Genomic DNA, 15926 nt, shown 5'->3' with positions numbered 1-15926 from the left:
TGCAACCGGCCCAATGGCTAATGTCTGCTGGGCTGCGCGGCGTCTGTAGGTAGATGGCAGGTCCATATCCCACCATGAGCAGTCAGTCGAGTGGCTTGACCCACTAACCAAAATCCCGCCGCCCCTCACCCCATCCCCACCACACTAGACAACAACATCTTCACCAATACCGCCTGCCGCGTCGCCCCCGTCTTCGCAAAGATCCCCCGCAAATGCGCCCGCGCCGTGTTCTTCTTCACCCCCAGCCGCACCGCGGCTTCATCCAGGGTCAGGCCGTCGACCATCAGCAGGGCCAGTTCGATCTCGGTGGGCGTCAGGTGGAACAGCTTGCGCAGGCTGGCGTGGGTGTTGCGCGGCGAGCCCGCGGGATCGCGGATGAAGACGGCTACCGCGGGGCGGCGGGCCTTGTCCTCGGTGCGGTAGCTGAGCGGGATGGGGCGCACCAGCACGCTGAGCGGCGTGGGCGCGGCGGGTCGGCTGAGGGTGGTGACTTCGCTGCTGCGCGTGGCCAGCGCGTGGGCCTGGGCGGCGCTCTCCAGGATCTTGCGGAACCTGCGGTTTTCCATCGGGCAATGCGCGTGCAGCGCGCCGTCTGCCAGGTAGAGGCCGTCGCCGGCGCGCAGCAGGCGGCCGGCGACGTCGTTGGTGCGGATGCAGTGACCGTGCTCGTCGAGGATGACCGTGCCTACCTGCATGCGGTCGACCGCGTCGGCGTAGAGGGAACGTTCGGAGGCGAGCACATCGAGCGCGGCGTGCAGGTCGACGGCGCGCTTCAGGTGCGGCAGCAGGTCCTGCAGCAACGCCTTGTCGGCGCTGCTGAAGTCTTGTCCTGCCGTGGTGCGGCTGATGAACAGCGCGCATTCGACGCCGTCCGGCGTGACCAGGTTGGCTGCGAGGATGTAGCGCAGGCCGAGCGGCTGCAGGTATTGCGCGTAGAAGGGATGCGCCAGCCAGCCGGGTTCGCCGAACAGTTCGTCGGCGCTGAAGAGCCGGTCGGGGCGCAGGTCCAGGAACGGGCACAGCGCATAGTATTGCTCGCTGTATGACGGCTCGCCGGGCAGGTGGGGGCCGTAGTCGGAGGCGTTGACGATCAGGCCGGGGCGGTCGGTGGCGGGGTGGCGCAGCACCAGCGTGACGAAGGTGGCGTTAAGGCGCTGGCGCAGGGTTTCGAGGAAGCTGGCCCAGGGGACGGGTTCGGTCGGGCCCTGGTAGAGCTGGGCGAGGAGGGCGCTGAGTTCGGCCGCAGGGAGGGAGGCATGGAGGGAAGCTGGGAGGGCGGCTGGCAGCATGATCGAGGCGTTTCGGTGGACCGCCGGTTTGCTCCCCTCTCCCGCATGCGGGAGAGGGGCAGGGGGTGAGGGCAGGCGGTGGCATACCGCAGGCTTGACTTCGCAGAAGCTCCCGCCCTCACCCCAACCCTCTCCCGCAAGCGGGAGAGGGAGTACGCCGTCGGTCGTGAAAGCGCGATGGCCCTGGGGCAGGCGCGGCAGAATCCCTTTTGCCCATCGTACCGACCCCACCCTCCGCCTCATCGTCCATTCGGCCTAAGGCCTATCCCGCAGCCATGCGACGATCCGCTCCGCCGCCTGCTCGGCCGTGTCGGCGGTGGTGTCGATGCGAAGTTCGGGTCGCTCGGGCGGCTCGTAGGGCGAGTCGATGCCGGTGAAGTTCTTCAGTTCGCCGCGGCGCGCCTTGCGGTACAGGCCCTTGGGGTCGCGTTGCTCGGCCACCGCCAGCGGCGTGTCGATGAAGACTTCGATGAACTCGCCGTCGCCGGCCAGCGCGCGCGCCATCTCGCGTTCGGAGCGGAACGGCGAGATGAACGACACCAGCACGATCAGCCCCGCATCCAGCATCAGCCTGGCGACTTCCGCCACGCGGCGGATGTTCTCGATGCGGTCCGCTTCGGAAAAGCCCAGGTCCTTGTTCAGGCCGTGGCGCACGTTGTCGCCGTCGAGCAGGTAGGTGTGGTGGCCGAGCGCATGCAGGCGCTTTTCCACCAGGTTGGCAATGGTGGACTTGCCCGCGCCGGAGAGGCCGGTGAACCAGACGATGCGCGGCGACTGGTGCTTGAGCGCGGCATGCGCGCGGCGGTCGACATCGATGGCCTGCCAGTGCACGTTCTGCGCCCGGCGCAGCGCAAAGTGCAGCATGCCGGCGCCGACCGTGTTGTTGGTCAGGCGGTCGATCAGGATAAAGCCGCCCAGCTCGCGGTTGCGCGCGTACGGGTCGAACGCCACCGCCTGGTCCAGGTGCAGGTTGCAGACGCCGATCTCGTTCAGCTGCAGCGTGCGCGCGGCCAGGTGCTCGAGCGTGTTGACGTTGACCTTGTACTTGGGCTGCGCCACGGTCACGCCCACGGTGCGGGTGCCGAGCTTGAGCAGGTAAGGGCGTCCGGGCAGCATGGCGTCCTCGTTCATCCAGACCAGCGTGGCCTCGAACTGGTCGGCCACCGCGGGCGGGTCTTCGGCGCAGGCCAGCACGTCGCCGCGGCTGACGTCGATCTCGTCCGCCAGTGTCAGCGTCACCGCCTGGCCGCGCATGGCGTGCTCGCATTCGCCGTTGGCGCCGACGATGCCGGTCACGCGGCTTTCGCGGCCGGAGGGCAGGGCGCGCACGCGGTCGCCACGCCGGATCGCGCCGGCGCTGACGGTGCCGGCAAAGCCGCGGAAATCGAGATTGGGGCGGTTGACCCACTGCACCGGCAGCCGGAACGGCTCATCCTGCGCGGGCACGTGGTCGATCGGCACGCTCTCGAGGTGGTCCATCAGCGTCGGGCCCTGGTACCACGGTGTATTGGCGCTGGGGGCGGTGATGTTGTCGCCGCGCAGCGCCGACATGGGGATGCAGACGATATCGGTCAGCCCGATCTGCCGCGCGAACTCGCGGTATTCCTTCTCGATGCGCGTATGGACGTCGCGCGAATAATCGACCATGTCGAGCTTGTTGACGGCCAGCACCACGCGCCGGATGCCGAGCGTGGCCACCAGGTAGCTGTGCCGGCGCGTCTGGGTCTGCACGCCGCGGCGCGCATCGACCAGCAGGATGGCGAGATCGGCGGTGGAGGCGCCGGTGACCATGTTGCGGGTGTACTGTTCATGGCCCGGCGTATCGGCGACGATGAACTTGCGCTTGTCGGTGGCGAAGAAGCGGTAGGCGACGTCGATGGTGATGCCCTGTTCGCGCTCGGCGGCGAGGCCGTCCACCAGCAGCGCGAAGTCGAGGTTCTCGCCCTGCGTGCCCATCTTCTTCGAATCGGCTTCGAGCTGGGCCAGCTGGTCTTCGAACAGCATCTTCGACTCATACAGCAGCCTGCCGATCAGCGTGCTCTTGCCGTCGTCGACGCTGCCGCAGGTGATGAAGCGCAGCAGGCTCTTGCTTTGCTGCGCACGAAGATATTGAGCGATATCGCCGTGCGTGCCGGCGGGTTGCGCCATCGCCGGCGCGTTGTCGGTCAGGGTGTCCATCAGAAGTATCCCTCCTGCTTTTTCTTTTCCATCGAACCGGCCGAATCGCTGTCGATCAGCCGCCCCTGGCGCTCCGACGTGGTCGCGCGCAGCATTTCCTCGATGATGCCGCCGAGCGTGTCGGCCTCGCTCTCGATCGCGCCGGTGAGCGGGTAGCAGCCCAGGGTGCGGAATCGCACCTTGCGCAGTTGCGGCGTTTCTCCGGGGCGCAGCGGCAGGCGTTCGTCGTCGACCATGATCAGCGTGCCGTCGCGCTCCACCACTGGCCGCTCCTTCGCAAAGTAGAGCGGCACGATGGGGATTTGGTTGAGGTAGATGTATTGCCAGATGTCCAGTTCGGTCCAGTTCGACAGCGGGAACACGCGCAGGCTTTCGCCCTTGCGCTTGCGCGTGTTGTACTGGCGCCAGAGTTCGGGGCGCTGCATCTTGGGGTCCCAGCGATGCTGCGCGGTACGCACCGAGAACACGCGCTCCTTGGCGCGCGACTTTTCCTCGTCGCGGCGCGCGCCGCCAAAGGCCGCGTCAAAGCCGTAGTGGTCCAGCGCCTGTTTCAGGCCCTGCGTCTTCCAGACGTCGGTATGGACGGCTGAGCCGTGCTCGTGCGGGCTGATGTTGCGTGCCAGCCCTTCGGGGTTGATGTGCACGCGCAGGTCCAGGCCGAGGCGGGCCGCGGTCTGGTCGCGGAACGCGATCATCTCGCGGAACTTCCACGTGGTATCGACGTGCAGCAGCGGGAACGGCGGCCGCGCGGGATGGAAGGCCTTCATCGCCAGGTGCAGCATCACCGCGCTGTCCTTGCCGATCGAATAGAGCATGACGGGGTTCTCGCACTCCGCCACCACCTCCCGCATGATGTGGATGCTCTCCGCCTCCAGTTGCTCCAGGTGGGTCAACATCGGGGTCTCCTCTTGGTTTGCCGGCGCCGCGCCGGGTGGTCGCGGCCGTCGGGCATGGCCAGAAGGTAGCGAGCCGCGGGCCTGCACCACTTCGTCCGGGCGGACTAAGAAATCGCGGGCGGCGGCGCGCATTTCCTAGTCCACCCGGACGAGGAAGGCGCCGCCCCGTGCTGGGTATCGTTGCTGCGCCGACGAACCACGGGAGCAGGCAGATGGCGACCTCCGCCGAAGACCAATTGCTGGGCGGCCAGACCTGGGCCGAGTTTTGCGACGTGCTCAAGCGCAGCGGGCAGCAGATCCTGCGCCCGGAAGCGCCGGCGGATGCGCTCACGCGCGCCGAGGGCTTCCGCTACCTGAGCCGCCTGCTGCGCATTGCGCTGGAGATGCATGTGGAGTTCGCCGATCCGGCGTTCCCGGGATTCTTCTCGCCATCGCACGAGACCGCCAAGATCGGCGCCGACAACCCGGACAACCTGTACCGCTACGCGCGGCTGGACGGCAGCGCGGCATACCGCATCCGCGGCCGGCGCGGCACGGTGGCGTACCTGAGCTTCGGCACGCAGAAGGGCGGCTATGAAACCGACGGGCGCATGGTCCAGACTGGTTTTCTCGACAGCAACCAGCTTGCTGTTGCGCCGGACGGCAGTTTCGAGATCGTCCTGAGCGCGCAGCCGCAGCCGGGCAACTGGGTGCGCATCGAGCCGGCCACCAATGCACTGGTGGTGCGTCAGACCTTCCTCGACCGCAAGGCGGAGACGCCAGCGGAATTGCAGATCGAGCGCATCGACGCCAACGGCAAGCCGCCCGTGCTGAGTGCGGAGCGCCTGCATGCCGGCCTGCTGCGCGCCGCAGGCTTTGTCGAAAGCACCGCGCGCATCTTCGCCGACTGGGCCGAGGGTTATGGCGGCCACGTCAACGCGCTGCCGCCGGCGGACCAGGCGGTTTGCCAGGCAGCCGGCGGCGATCCCAACATCTTCTATTACCACTCGTGCTGGCGGCTCGCGGATGACGAGGCGCTGGTGGTCGAGGTCGACCGGGTGCCGGACTGCGAATTCTGGAACTTCCAGATCAACAACTACTGGATGGAATCGCTCGACTACCGCTACCACGACATCTGCCTCAACAAGCACGGCGCGCGGCTGAACGCCGACGGCGGCGTCACCGTCATCCTCAGTGCGCGCGACCCGGGCCTGCCCAACTGGCTGGAAACTGCGGGCCATCGCCACGGCACCATGTGCTGGCGCTGGGTCGGCGCGGCGCAGCCCGCGCATCCGCGCACGCGCGTGGTCAAGCTGGCATCGCTCGGTGAATTCCCCATGGAGAACAACGCATGAACGCCATCGACGTGGAACGCCTGCTGGCGCAGGCGAGCGAGCAGGCCGGCGGCCTGGACGACTTCGGCCCGGGCAACTATCGCGAGGCGCTGCAGGTGCTGTCCGACTCGCTGGCACGCGAGGCCAACCTGTCGCCGCAAGGCGCACACATGCTGGCAGGCAAGCTGCAGGGCCAGCTGGTGAACCGGCTGGTGATGCAGGACTACTGCCGGCGCCATCCGGAAATCCTGCACGAGTGCGTGGACGACCCGCTGGTCATCGTCGGCCTGCCGCGTACCGGCACCACGCTGCTGCAGCGCATGCTGGCCACCGACGCGCGCTTCTGCTCGGCGGCGTGGTGGGAGACCCGCTACCCGGCGCCGCTGCCCGGCGAGGACGTGCGCGACCCCAGCCGGCGCATCGCCACGGCGCGTGCGGAAGTGGCGCAGATGATCGAATGTATCCCCGACATCCTCGCCATCCATCCGCTCGATGCGATGGCCGCGGACGAGGAATTCATGCTGATGGAGCATTCGTTCCTGTGCGCAATGGATTCCTATGCCAACGTGCCGTCCTATACCGGCTGGCTGGCGCAGCAGGACCACACCGAGGTCTATGCCTGCCTGAAGACCATGCTGCAGTTCCTGCAGTGGCAGAAGCGCCAGCGCGGCGAGACACCGGCGCGGCGGTGGGTGCTGAAGACCCCGCAGCACCTGCATACGCTGGAAGTGCTGTTCCGGGTGTTCCCGGGCGCGCAGGTGGTGCTGACCCACCGCGATCCGGTCCAGACCATCCCGTCGATGGCGAGCATGGCGCATACGCTGTGGCAGCTGTATGCCGACGATCCGGATCCGGTCGCGGTGGGCCGCCAGTGGAGCGAACAGATGCGGCGCGGCACCGACCACGCCACGGCCGTGCGCGACGCCATGCCCGCCGAGCGCTTCCTCGACGTGCGTTTCGAGGACACGGTGCGCGATCCCTTCGGCGTGGCGCAGGCGGTCTACCGCTTCGCCGGCATGCCGCTGACCGAGGCCGCGCGCGCCGGCATGTGGGCGTGGATGGAAGGCAACCCGCGCAACCAGCGCGCGGCGCACGCCTATACGCCCGAACGGTTCGGGCTGAGCCAGGCACAGCTTGAGCGCGATTTTGCCGGTTACCGCGCGCGGCACGTGCTGAACCGCAAAGCAACCAGATGATCGGGAAAAGCCGCAGCGGGATCGTTCGCCACAGGCCTTCCAACTCCCGCTTGCGTACTCCCTCTCCCGCTTGCGGGAGAGGGCTGGGGTGAGGGCGGGAGCGTCAACGAAGTGAAGCGCGTCGCTATTGCCAGCGCCGGCCCTCACCCCCGCCCCTCTCCCGCAAGCGGGAGAGGGGAGCAAACCGACGGCGGCAAGCAAGCGCTCAGCGCGTTCAATTGCCTCCGGCTTTCCAACTGCCACTTGCGTACTCCCTCTCCCGCTGCGGGAGAGGGTTGGGGAGAGGGCGGGAGTATCCACGAAGTAAAGGCTGTCGCTATTTCACACGCCGGCCCTCACCCCCGCCCCTCTCCCGCAATCGGGAGAGGGGAGCAAACCAACGGCGGCCAGCAAGCGCTCAGCGCGTTCAATTGCCTCCGGCTTTCCAACTGCCACTTGCGTACTCCCTCTCCCGCTTGCGGGAGAGGGTTGGGGAGAGGGCGGGAGTGTCCACGAAGTAAAGGCTGTCGCTATTTCACACGCCGGCCCTCACCCCCGCCCCTCTCCCGCAAGCGGGAGAGGGGAGCAAACACTCGGCCATTCTGACAGGCTCTCAAGATCACCGAAATTGGAGACACCAACATGCTGCTGAAAGACAAGATCGTCATCGTATCCGGCATCGGCCCCGGCCTGGGCATCAAGCTGGCCGTTGAGGCCGCGCGCGAAGGCGCCCGCGCCGTGGCCATCGCCGCGCGCACCGCCGCCAGGCTGGACGAGGCCCAGGCGCGCATCGATGCCCTGGGCGCCGATTGCGAAGTGCTGAAGGTGGTGACCGACATCACCGACCGCGCCCAGTCGCGGCACCTGGCCGGCGAAACCCTGCGCCGCTTCGGCCGCATCGACGCGCTGGTCAACAGCGCCTTCCAGCACGGCAATTTCCCCGAGCCGGTGGAAGCGGCCGACCTGGACGTGTGGCGGCAGGTGTTCGACACCAATGTCTTCGGCACCATGACGCTGACCCAGGAAGTGGCGGCGCTGATGAAGCCGCAGGGCGGCGGCGCCATCGTCATGATCAATACCCAGGCCACGCGCAAGCCGATGCCGGGCGAATCGGGCTACGCGGCGTCCAAGGGCGCGCTGGCGGTGGCGGTCAAGTACCTGGCGCGCGAGCTGGGGCCGCACGGCATCCGCGCCAACAGCATCTTCATGGGCTGGATGTGGGGCGCGCCGGTGCAGGGCTATGTGCGCCACGCCGCCGCCGAGCAGGGCGTGAGCGAAGACACGGTGATCGCGCCGGTCACCGCGCAGATCGCGCTGGGCCGCATGCCGACCGACGATGACTGCGCGCGCGCTGCGCTGTTTCTCGTGTCAGACTACGCCAGGGCCATCACCGGCGCCTCGCTCGACGCCAATGGTGGCGATTTCATGCCCTGAGACCTCAGCACCGCCTGCCATGACACGCTACTTTGCCTTCAACGGCGACGCCGACGGCCTGTGCGCGCTGCAGCAGCTGCGCCTGGCCGATCATTCGCAAGCCGGCGATGCCACGCTGGTGACCGGCGTCAAGCGCGATATCCGGTTGCTCGAGCGCATCGACGCCCGCGCCGGCGATACCGTGACGGCGCTCGACATCTCGCTCGAGCAGAACCGCGACGGGCTGCTGCGGCTGCTTGGCGCCGGCGTGCGGGTGGATTACTTCGACCACCACCATGCCGGCGAGCTGCCGTCGCATGCCGGGCTGCGCCCGCATATCGACGAAGGGGCGCAGGTCTGCACCAGCATCCTGGTCGACCGCCATCTCGCCGGCCGCCACCGGCGCTGGGCGGTCACCGCGGCCTTTGGCGACAACCTCGGCGACGTGGCGCGCGGCATGGCGGCGCAGCTGGGGCTGGACGGACGCCAGACGGCGGTGCTGGAACGCCTTGGCACCTGCCTGAACTACAACGCGTACGGCGAGTGCGTGGCCGACCTGCATTGCGACCCCGCCGAACTGGCGCAGCATATGCTGCCCTTCGCCGATCCGCTCGACTTCGCCGCGCAGTGTGCCACCTACACGCTGCTGTGCGAGGGTTTCGACGACGACATGGCCCAGGCGCGCCGGCTGTCGCCGGTGCATGAGGTGCCCGGGGCCGCGCTGCTGGTGCTGCCCGACGCGCCGTGGGCACGGCGCGCGCTCGGCGTGCTGGCCAACGAGCTGGTGGGAATGCGTCCTGGCGATGCGATCGGCCTGCTGTCGCCCCGGTCCGGCGGCGGCTACGTGGTCAGCGTACGGGTGCCGCCGCACAGCGCTACCGGCGCGGCGGACTTCTGCCGCGCCTTCGAGACCGGCGGCGGGCGGCGCCTGGCCGGTGGCATCAACCACCTGCCCGACGCCGAGGTGGACCGCTTCACGCGCCGCTTTGCCGACTGCTTCGGCGCGCCGCTCAGCCCGGCGGGACAAACTCCGTCACCTCCAGCTCGAAGCCGGTGACGGCGCGATAGGGCACCGGATGGCTCAGCAGGCGCAGCTTGTGCGCGCCCACGTCGCGCAGGATCTGCGCGCCGACGCCGAGCGCGCGCTGGGCGAACGCCGGTGCCGGCGCGGCCGCTGCGGTAGCGGCCAGCCGGTCCAGCCGCTGCAGCGGCGACTCGCGCTCATCCAGCAGCACCAGCACGCCGCAGCCTTCGGCGCCGATCCGCTCCAGCGAGCGCGCCAGGTTCCATGCCGGCTGCGCGGGCGCGCCGAAGGCCAGCACGTCGCGCTGCATTTCCACGGTCTGCACGCGGGTCAGCACGGGCGTGCGCGGGTCAGGCTGGCCCAGCACCAGCGCCAGGTGCAGCGCGTCCACTGGCGCGTCGTGGTAGGCGTGCACGGTGAAGCGCCCGAACGGCGTCGCCAGTTCGCTCGAGCGGGTACGGCGCAGCGCGCCCTCGGTCAGCAGCCGGTGGTGGATCAGCCCGCTGACGGAGACCGCCGGCAGGCCGTGGCGCCGGGCGAAGCCAAGCAGGGCCGCGCCACGCAGCAGCTCGCCGTCGTCGTCGAGCACCATTGCATAGGCCCCGGCCGCGACGCGCCCGGCCAGCCGCGGCAGGTCTGAGCACGCCTCGGCAAAGCCGGCGCGGCGCAGCACGCCGTCCGGCTGCGCCACCACCGGGAAGATATGGCCGGGCTGGACCAGGTCATGCGGCCGCGCGCGCGGCGCGGCCGCCACGCGCAGCGTCAGCGCGCGGTCGGCGGCCGAGATGCCGGTGCTGACGCCGCTGGCCGCCTCGATCGACACGGTGTAGCGCTCGCGCTGGCGCTGGCCGGCGGCCATGGGCGGCAGCTGCAGCAGCGCGCGGCGCGCCTCGGTGATGGCCATGCACACCAGGCCGCGCGCCTCGGCGGCCATGAAGTTGACGTCGGCCTCGGTGGCGCGCTCGGCGGCCACCAGCACGCAGCCGGTGGCTTCCGCGGTTTCGTCTTCGATCACCACCACACGCTCGCCAGCGGCCAGTGCGGCAAGCACGTCGGCCATCGGCGGCAGGACTTGCGTCGGGTTCATGCGGCCTCCTGGCGGCTGCCGCCGAATGCCTGGACCAGCGCCGCCGCGGCCGCATCCAGCGCATGGCTGGCCGCATCGATCACGCCCTGCATGCTGGCAAAGCCATGGAACTGCCCGGGCCAGCGGCGCACGGTGGCGCTGTTGCCCGCGCGCTGCAGCGCTTCGCCGTAGGCTTCGCCCTGGTCGCGCAGCGGGTCGAACTCGGCGGTGATGATGGTCGCTGGTGGCAAGCCATGCAGGTCGCGCTGGCACAGCGGACTGGCACGCACGTCCGCGGCATCGGCGCGATTGGCAAGGTACTGGGCGCGATACCAGTCCAGTTCCGCCGCGCTCAGGAAATAGCCGGTTGCGCATTCGCGGTAGCTGGCGCTGCCGGTCGCGGCATCGGTGCAGTCCAGCCAGGGGTAGAGCAGCAGCTGGTGCCTCAGGGCGATGCCGCTGCCGCGCAATTGCTGGCAAGCCACCGCGGCGAGATTGCCGCCGGCGCTGTCGCCCGCCACCGCGATCCGCGCCGGATCCGCGCCCAGTTGCGCCGCATGCGCGGCGGCCCATCGCACCGCCGCGACGGCATCGTCCGCGGCGGCCGGGAAGCGCGCTTCCGGCGCGAGCCGGTAGTCGACCGACAGCACCAGCGCGCCGCTGCGGCGCGCCAGGCTGCGGCAGATGTTGTCGTGCGAATCGAGGCCGCACAGGACGAAGCCGCCGCCGTGGAAATAGATCACGAGCGGCAGCGCGGCGCCGTCGTCCGGCCGGTACAGGCGCGCCCGCAGCGGGCCGGCCGCGCCGTTCAGGGTCAGGTCGTGCTGCGCAGCGATGGCATCGCCGGGAGCGAATCCGGGCATGGCCGCCAGCGCGGCACGGTAATCGGCGGCGCGCAGCGTGGAGAAGTCGGGGCTGGGCATGGCGGCCATGGCGTCAAGCATGGCGCGGGCCTGGGGATCGAGCGGCATGGTGTCTCCCGGTTGCGGTTGAGGATTCAGGTGCGGAGCGCGAGTTCAGAGAGCTGGTTCAGAGAGCAAACGCAGGCTGGCTGCCGGCGGCAATGCCTTGCGCGCGCGCCAGCGCGGCGTGCGTCGCCTGCTCGTGCGGCAGGATCCAGAAGCGGCCGGCGCAGACGCCATCGAGAATCACGCGCGCGACCTCGTCCGGCGTCATGCCGGCGGCAATGCCGCTGCGCAGCGCGCCGTTCATCTGGTTCACCTCCTGCGGACCGGCGCCGTCGAGGTCCGCGGCGATGCCGGTGGCGACCGGGCCGGGGCAGACCACCGAGACCCGGATCGGCAGGCCGGCCGCCTGCAGCTCCAGCGCCAGTCCTTCGCTGAGCGCTACCACGCCCTGCTTTGACAGCGTGTAGGGCGCCAGCCAGGGGCCGACCGCGAGGCCGGCCATCGATGCCACGTTGACGATATGCCCCGAGCCCTGCGCCGCCATGCGCGGCACGAAGCAGCGCAGCGCATGCAGCACGCTCCACAGGTTGACGCGCATCACATGGTCGAACACCTCGGGCGGCAGTTCCCAGCAACGGCCGGTGGCGAGCACGCCGGCGTTGTTGAACAGCAGGTCGACGCGGCCCAGTTGCCGGAAGCTCTCGTCGCACAGGTGCGCGATCTGCCGTGCATCGCAGACGTCGGTGGGCACGGCGATGACGGTCGCGCCGTCGCCGGCCAGCGCCGCGCGTGCGGTTTCGAGCGCTTCGGCATCGATATCGGCCAGCGCCAGCGCATAGCCCTGCGCGGCCAGCGCTTGCGCCAGCGCGAGGCCGATGCCGCCGGCTGCTCCGGTGATCACTGCGGCTTGCTGCCGCGGGTTTGCCGCCATGGTGGAGGTCTCCTCAAAACGGCGGCGTCGATCGCCGCGCATGGCTTCTTGTAGCCGCGGCGCGGCGCGCGGGCATCGTCTGTTTGGGTGGGACGCGCCTGCGCTACCGGTTGCATAGGGGTTTGCCCTTGCCGGGCCGGCATGGGTCTGTCCTTAGTCTGTTTGGAGTATGTGTTTGCGCCGCCGGCGCGTGACGATGGGCCTGTCCCGCGGGACTAGTCCGGCTGGCGGGCGCAGCCGGGCTCGCCTAGGGCAAACCATGAAGGCAGGGGGCAAGCCGCGACCCCCTCGCCGTCCCTATAATCGGGGCACAAAAAAGGGCCGCAGAGCCCGCACAAGCCAGCGGCCCGGCCTGACCGGAGCGCTGAGCACGCCACAATGGAGACAGAGGAAATGCTGATGGAGGTGAGCCACAACCAGGCAGCCGCGCACCTGTTCGCGCAGACGACGGTGTCGCTGTCTGACTTCAGCGCGTTGCTGGGCAATATCTACCAGGGACCGATGGAGCAGGTGCCCTGGGGCAAGGCGCTGGAGCAGATCCGCAGGCAGCTCGATGCCAACTACGTCACGCTGATCCTGCGCTCGCCGGCCACGGACCGGCGCGGGCTCATGATCAATGCGTCCGAGCATGGCGGCTCGACGCTGCCGGGCGAGACTTCCTACAACAACTACTACTACGCGCTCGATCCGTTTATCGGCTTGCCGTCGGACCGCGTGGTGACCATCGACGAGCATCTCGGGCCGGGCGTCTGGTGCCAGAGCGAGATCTACCTGCAGTTCCTCAAGGACGTCGGCATCCGCTATATCCTGGGCGCGGACCTGCGTACCGACGATGGCGTGGAATGCCGCTTCCGGGTCTGCCGCAAGCATGAGAGCCGCGACTTCTCGGCCGCGGACAAGGCCCTGTGCACCGCGCTGCTGCCGCACCTGAAGCGCGCGGTGGACCTGCACTCGCGCCTCGACGTGGTGGAATCGGAGCGCACCGTCTATGCCAGCGCGATCGACCGCATGCTGGTCGGCATGGTGATCCTCGACGAGTCCGGCGCCATCATCAAGACCAATGCCGCCGCCGACGAGATCCTGGGCGCCCGGGACGGCATGCGCATCGCCAAGGGCAGCCTGGACGTGGAATATGGCCAGGAGAACCGCAAGTTCCAGCGGCTGCTGCGCCAGGCGATGATGGGCCACCTGGGCACCGCGCCGGCGGTGATGGAAGCGATGTCGATCACGCGTCCGTCCGGCAGCGCCAGGCTGGGCGTGCTGGTCCGCACCATCCCGCTGAGCGAGTGGTCCGAGGACAACCGCAAGCGCCCCGCCTGCGTGGTGTTTATCCGCGATCCCGAACGCCGTTCGCAGGCCTCGCACGACGTGGTGCGCCAGCTGTTCGACTTCACTCCGGCCGAGACCCAGCTGGCGCTGCAGCTGGCCAACGGCCTGACGCTCGATGAAGCCGCCGACGAACTCGGCATCAGCAAGAACACCGCGCGCGCGCACCTGCGCGCGATCTTCTCCAAGACCGGCGTGACGCGCCAGGCCACGCTGGTGCGCATGCTGCTGAGCAGCGTGATTTCGCTCGGCTAGAGCAAGACGTCAGGGCTTTGCGCTGAGCACCAGCGCAAAGCCTTCCGGCGTGCGCAGTACCGCGCGGGTCTCGTGCGGACCCTGCGCCGGGGGCTGCGCCACGGTGGCGCCAGCCTCCACCAGCCGCGCAATGGCCGCGGCGATATCGTTGCCTTCCTCCACCCTGAAGGCCAGCGCCGGCTGGTCCACCAGCCGTTCCGCGCCGGCCACCAGCGCCAGCGTCAGCGCGCCCGCGTCGAGCGCGCAATAGCGGTCGCCATCGCGGAACTTCACCGGCAGTCCCAGTGCTCCGGTGAAGAACGGCAGCGCGGCGTCGATGTCCGCAACGGGGTATAGCAGCAGCCTGGCTTGCATGGTGTCAGTTCCTTTCGATGAGCGCGGGCGGCATGCCCGCGTGCCCATGATAGGGACGCGCCGTGCGCGGCTCATAATCCAATCAGACGATGTTGCGACGTCTTGCGCCGACCACACTGCGATCACGCAGGCCGCTTCCGGCCCAAGGCGCAGCGCCTCGCAGTGCCCCGGATGCGGTCTGGTACCGACCAAGCGAGAGGGGACTGCAATGCGTTTTTCGTTGATCTATGAAGCCCAGACCGTCGATGCCTCGCGCGCCGGCGACCACAAGGTGTTCGACGACATCATGGAACAAGTGGTGCTGGCCGAGGACATGGGCTTCGACGTGGTCTGGGCGGTCGAGCACACTGCGCTGACCAACTACGCGCACATGAGCGCGCCGGAGACTTTCCTGGCCTTCGTCGCCGGGCGCACCCAGCGCATCGGCATCGGCCACGGCGTGGTGTGCCTGCCGCCGGCGATGAACCATCCGGTGAAGGTGGCCGAGCGCATCGCCACGCTCGACATCCTGTCCGGCGGCCGCGTGCACTTCGGCGTGGGCAAGGGCGGCACCCAGCAGGAGGCCGGCACCTTCGGCTACGACCTCAACACCCTGCACCCGATGATCGACGAGTCGATGTACCTGATCCCGAAGATCCTGACGCAGGACGAGATCGAGCACGACGGCGAGTTCATCAAGATCCCGCGCCGCCCGATCCATCCCAAGCCGCGCCAGGACCCGCACCCGCTGATGTACCTGGCCTGCACCAACGCCGACACGCTGCAGCGCGCCGGCGCGCGCGGCATGGGCGCACTGGTGCTCGGCTTCGGCGGGCCGGAGGATGTCGCCAAGAAGAACGAGATCTACCGCGCCGCCTGGGAAACGCGCAAGCCGGAGGACCAGGTCGGCTTCCGCCCGCACCAGCACCTGGCGGCGCTGTGCCCGACCATCGTGCTGGAAGATGGGCTGGCGGCGCGCAAGATCGGCATCAAGGGACAGCGCTATTTCATGGAGTCGCTGTCGTACTGGTATGCCGGCGGCGAGCGTCCCGATCCGTCGGCGTGGGACGACGAGCAGGTCACGGCAACCGATGCGCAGGGCAAGGCCGTGATCAATACGAAGTTCGCGTCGGAGAAGGTCTCGGTGGACTTCAGCGATCCGTCGATGATGATGCTGAACCCCAACCACGCCTACGGCACGGTGGACGACTGCATCGGCTACGTGCAGCGCCTGATCGATGCCGGCGCCGATGAAATCCTGTTTATCTGCCAGATGGGCACGGTGCCGCAGTGGGCGCAGCTGGAGACCATCCGCAATATCGGCGAGTACGTGATTCCGCATTTCCGCAAGCAGGGGAGGAAGTTGCGGGCGTTGGCTTAGTTACGCAGGTGTCTGGCTCCCCCTGCGGTTTTCTCCCCTCTCCCGCTTGCGGGAGAGGGGCGGGGGAGAGGGCCGGCGCGTGCAAAAGCGACAGCCCGCACTTCGTGGATGCTCCCGCCCTCACCCCAACCCTCTCCCGCAAGCGGGAGAGGGAGTACACAGGCGGGAGTTGGATGGCTCGAAGCAATGGTCTGCCGCGGGTTTGCTCCCCTCTCCCGCAAGCGGGAGAGGGAGCACGCAAGTGGGAATTGGAAGGCTCGAGGCAAATGACACCGCTGCGGTTTGCTCCCCTCTCCCGCGTGCGGGAGAGGGGCGGGGGTGAGGGCGGGCGTTTGCAATAGCGACGGCCTGCACTTCGTTGATGCTCCCGCCCTCACCCCAACCCTCTCCCGCAAGCGGGAGAGGGAGTACACAGGCGGGAGTTGGATGGCTCGAAGC

Annotated in this window: 13 protein-coding genes; 6 read left to right on the top strand and 7 right to left on the bottom strand. The window is 68.8% G+C overall.

All coding sequences use genetic code 11. The annotated features are described in order from the left end of the window. Positions 1–125: 125 nt before the first annotated feature. The 3 genes from LIN44_RS21285 to cysD form a co-directional block, all read right to left on the bottom strand. Positions 126–1289 carry a helix-turn-helix transcriptional regulator gene (locus tag LIN44_RS21285; RefSeq protein ID WP_227316219.1) on the bottom strand — a complete coding sequence of 388 codons (1164 nt, stop codon included), beginning with the start codon at positions 1287–1289 and terminating at the stop codon, positions 126–128. Between the two features lie 255 nt (positions 1290–1544). Then, on the bottom strand, positions 1545–3467 hold the full coding sequence (gene cysN / locus LIN44_RS21280) for a sulfate adenylyltransferase subunit CysN (RefSeq protein WP_227316218.1): 1923 nt from the start codon (positions 3465–3467) through the stop codon (positions 1545–1547). Then, positions 3467–4495: a sulfate adenylyltransferase subunit CysD gene (gene cysD, locus LIN44_RS21275; protein WP_255638631.1), complete on the bottom strand. Its 1029-nt coding sequence runs from the start codon at positions 4493–4495 to the stop codon at positions 3467–3469. The genes cysN and cysD overlap by 1 nt, the downstream gene beginning before the upstream one ends. A gap of 80 nt (positions 4496–4575) precedes the next feature. Between cysD and LIN44_RS21270 the strand changes: the two genes are divergently transcribed. The 4 genes from LIN44_RS21270 to LIN44_RS21255 all read left to right on the top strand — a co-directional run bounded on the left by LIN44_RS21270 (position 4576) and on the right by LIN44_RS21255 (position 9321). After that, on the top strand, positions 4576–5697 hold the full coding sequence (locus LIN44_RS21270; protein ID WP_227316216.1) for a DUF1214 domain-containing protein: 1122 nt from the start codon (positions 4576–4578) through the stop codon (positions 5695–5697). Continuing rightward, entirely contained in the window at positions 5694–6872 is a 1179-nt protein-coding gene (locus LIN44_RS21265) for a sulfotransferase (RefSeq protein ID WP_227316215.1), read from the top strand. The genes LIN44_RS21270 and LIN44_RS21265 overlap by 4 nt, the downstream gene beginning before the upstream one ends. Positions 6873–7493: 621 nt before the next feature. Further along, entirely contained in the window at positions 7494–8285 is a 792-nt protein-coding gene (locus LIN44_RS21260; RefSeq protein WP_227316214.1) for an SDR family oxidoreductase, read from the top strand. 19 nt (positions 8286–8304) lie between these two features. Beyond that, positions 8305–9321, top strand: a complete 1017-nt coding sequence (locus tag LIN44_RS21255; protein WP_227316213.1) for an acetyltransferase — start codon at positions 8305–8307, stop codon at positions 9319–9321. Here LIN44_RS21255 and LIN44_RS21250 read toward each other — a convergent pair. The 3 genes from LIN44_RS21250 to LIN44_RS21240 are packed head-to-tail and all read right to left on the bottom strand — an operon-like array spanning position 9275 to position 12193. Continuing rightward, the gene (locus LIN44_RS21250; protein ID WP_227316212.1) at positions 9275–10375 is read right to left on the bottom strand and encodes a 3,4-dihydroxy-2-butanone-4-phosphate synthase; all 1101 of its coding nucleotides are present in this window, start codon (positions 10373–10375) and stop codon (positions 9275–9277) included. The genes LIN44_RS21255 and LIN44_RS21250 overlap by 47 nt on opposite strands. Further along, a complete protein-coding gene (locus LIN44_RS21245; RefSeq protein WP_227316211.1) occupies positions 10372–11325 on the bottom strand; it encodes an alpha/beta hydrolase in 954 nt (317 codons plus the stop codon). The genes LIN44_RS21250 and LIN44_RS21245 overlap by 4 nt, the downstream gene beginning before the upstream one ends. Positions 11326–11383: 58 nt before the next feature. Further along, positions 11384–12193, bottom strand: coding sequence for an SDR family NAD(P)-dependent oxidoreductase (locus LIN44_RS21240; protein ID WP_227316210.1), 810 nt, complete (start codon positions 12191–12193; stop codon positions 11384–11386). Between the two features lie 393 nt (positions 12194–12586). Between LIN44_RS21240 and LIN44_RS21235 the strand changes: the two genes are divergently transcribed. Beyond that, complete coding sequence (locus LIN44_RS21235) at positions 12587–13774, top strand: helix-turn-helix transcriptional regulator (RefSeq protein ID WP_227316391.1); 1188 nt, start codon at positions 12587–12589, stop codon at positions 13772–13774. A 9-nt stretch (positions 13775–13783) separates the two neighbouring features. Here the strand turns inward: LIN44_RS21235 and LIN44_RS21230 are convergent, their stop codons facing one another. After that, a complete protein-coding gene (locus LIN44_RS21230) occupies positions 13784–14128 on the bottom strand; it encodes a VOC family protein (RefSeq protein ID WP_227316209.1) in 345 nt (114 codons plus the stop codon). Between the two features lie 208 nt (positions 14129–14336). On the opposite strand from LIN44_RS21230, the gene LIN44_RS21225 reads away from it, so the two are divergent. Then, entirely contained in the window at positions 14337–15488 is a 1152-nt protein-coding gene (locus LIN44_RS21225; protein WP_227316208.1) for an LLM class flavin-dependent oxidoreductase, read from the top strand. Positions 15489–15926: the final 438 nt, after the last annotated feature.

Source organism: Cupriavidus sp. MP-37 (assembly GCF_020618415.1).
In the GTDB taxonomy this organism is placed as follows: domain Bacteria; phylum Pseudomonadota; class Gammaproteobacteria; order Burkholderiales; family Burkholderiaceae; genus Cupriavidus.
The sequence above is the reverse complement of the archived record's forward strand: the minus strand, read 5'-3'. Positions and strand labels throughout refer to the sequence as shown.

Coding starts and splice junctions, on each gene's coding strand:
- LIN44_RS21245 (WP_227316211.1), bottom strand. CDS start 11,325: ATGCCGCTCGATCCCCAGGCCCGCGCCATGCTTGACGCCATGGCCGCC.
- LIN44_RS21240 (WP_227316210.1), bottom strand. CDS start 12,193: ATGGCGGCAAACCCGCGGCAGCAAGCCGCAGTGATCACCGGAGCAGCC.
- LIN44_RS21230 (WP_227316209.1), bottom strand. CDS start 14,128: ATGCAAGCCAGGCTGCTGCTATACCCCGTTGCGGACATCGACGCCGCG.
- LIN44_RS21270 (WP_227316216.1), top strand. CDS start 4,576: ATGGCGACCTCCGCCGAAGACCAATTGCTGGGCGGCCAGACCTGGGCC.
- LIN44_RS21225 (WP_227316208.1), top strand. CDS start 14,337: ATGCGTTTTTCGTTGATCTATGAAGCCCAGACCGTCGATGCCTCGCGC.
- LIN44_RS21255 (WP_227316213.1), top strand. CDS start 8,305: ATGACACGCTACTTTGCCTTCAACGGCGACGCCGACGGCCTGTGCGCG.
- LIN44_RS21265 (WP_227316215.1), top strand. CDS start 5,694: ATGAACGCCATCGACGTGGAACGCCTGCTGGCGCAGGCGAGCGAGCAG.
- LIN44_RS21235 (WP_227316391.1), top strand. CDS start 12,587: ATGCTGATGGAGGTGAGCCACAACCAGGCAGCCGCGCACCTGTTCGCG.
- cysN (WP_227316218.1), bottom strand. CDS start 3,467: ATGGACACCCTGACCGACAACGCGCCGGCGATGGCGCAACCCGCCGGC.
- cysD (WP_255638631.1), bottom strand. CDS start 4,495: ATGCGCGCCGCCGCCCGCGATTTCTTAGTCCGCCCGGACGAAGTGGTG.
- LIN44_RS21260 (WP_227316214.1), top strand. CDS start 7,494: ATGCTGCTGAAAGACAAGATCGTCATCGTATCCGGCATCGGCCCCGGC.
- LIN44_RS21285 (WP_227316219.1), bottom strand. CDS start 1,289: ATGCTGCCAGCCGCCCTCCCAGCTTCCCTCCATGCCTCCCTCCCTGCG.
- LIN44_RS21250 (WP_227316212.1), bottom strand. CDS start 10,375: ATGAACCCGACGCAAGTCCTGCCGCCGATGGCCGACGTGCTTGCCGCA.